This is a genomic window from Staphylococcus sp. EG-SA-2 (assembly GCF_017152085.1).
The window spans coordinates 1-1,841 of sequence record NZ_JACYHC010000704.1 but is presented as its reverse complement, the minus strand read 5'-3'; the positions used below and the strand labels follow the sequence as shown (position 1 = coordinate 1,841).

General features: G+C 31.3%; 1 pseudogene. It reads left to right on the top strand.

Annotated features, from left to right (window positions below):
- Positions 1–1,379 (top strand): annotated as a pseudogene (gene yfhO, locus IDG60_RS12880) (lipoteichoic acid-specific glycosyltransferase YfhO); the annotation flags it as partial.
- Between the last annotated feature and the right edge of the window lie 462 nt (positions 1,380–1,841).

Here is a 1,841-nt window from a genome sequence, read left to right as displayed (position 1 = left end):
TAGGTATTATCCTGCTAATGGTGCTTGCCGTTATTTTAAAATTTAGTTTATGGCGTTATAAAAAATTAACCGTTGCAATATTAGTATTAATCGTTATGATTCAACAAATCGTCATTTTAGATAACAACAAAAATATGGCAATCAAACCTTATCAACAATCATTATCAACGTTGAAACAACATGATTACCATAGTAACTATGTAAACCAGCTTATAAAAAAGATAAATCAAAATGCAACAGGCCCATTTAATCGCATTGATTATATGTCAGACTATGCATTAAATTCACCATTTATATATCATTATAATGGCATTTCATTATATTCTAGTATTTTTAATGGAGACATTTTAAAATATTATGACAAGACACTCCAAATTAATATGCCAATTGATAAAAACAGCACTTATAGATTACTTGGCAATCGTCAAAATTTACTATCACTTTGGAATGTTAATGATCGAATTAGAGTGAATCATGATGACAACTTACCATATAGATTTAAAATTAACTCTGAACACAAAGACAATAAAGTTCGTTGGATTCATTCTAAAAATACCATCCATTATCCAAGTGCACATATTACAAATAAGGTCTTTTCCAATAAAGAATTAAAATCTCCATTAGATAAAGAACAAGCAATGTTGCAAGGGATTGTTTCTAACAAGACTAAAGATGTTAATACACATTTTAAAGCCAATAAAAATTTACTATCAGATTCAACAATTAAATTAAATAGTGCAGCCTGGCAATCTCCTACAAAACATTTATTACAAGTTAAACAAAATAATGGTGGTCTAACTGTACAGTTGCCAAAATCAGTTTCTAATCAATTTAAAGATTTGTATTTTGAAATGGATTTAGAATTACTTTCGCCGGATAAAGCTCATGATGTTAAAGTGAATGAATATACACAAGAAAGAAATAAACTCACTTATAAATATCGACGCTTTGTAACACCCGTAACGATACGCATTAAAGCTTCAGATAGAATTAGATTATCATTGCCTAAAGGTAAGTATCGAGTAAATTTAAAAGGGATATACGGCGAAGATTATACCACGCTTAAAGACGCTTCAAATTCATTAGAGGCTGTCAAAGTTAGTAAGACAAAGCAAGGTTATACTATTACTAAAAATAAAAATTCATCTGGGTATATTGTTTTGCCAACAGCATATAATCAAGGTATGAAAGCGACATCAGGTGATCAAAGTCTTAAAGTTGAACAAGTAAATGGTGTTATGACCGGCATTAAAGCACCTAAAAATATAACAAAGATTCAATTGAGCTATGCCCCACCATACTATTATTTACTTATAACAATTACTATATTTGGCATTATATGTAGTATTATTTTCACGAGATGGGCAAGACAAAAATAATGTAGCTACGCATATATTTAATGGGAGTGGGACAGAAATGATATTTTCGCAAAATTTATTTCGTCGTCCCACCCCAACTTGCACATTATTGTAAGCTGACTTTCCGCCAGCTTCTATGTTGGGGCCCCGCCAACTTGCACATTATTGTAAGCTGACTTTTCGTCAGCTTCTGTGTTGGGGCCCCTGACTAGAATTGAAAAAGGCTTGTTACAAGTGCATTTTCGTTCAGTCAACTACTGCCAATATAACTTCGTAGAGATAGAACATTGATTTATGTCCCAGCCTTTTGTTTATATAACCATTTTGAGCAAACACGTTATGAATAGAGAAGGAATAAACAATTACATTATCAACTTTACATTAACTAAACAGCAAAAAAAGCCATCTATATCACTCCATAAAAGTGACCTAGATGGCTTTATTGTTTGAGTCGAATTTGACTCATACATAGCTTTGTTTAAA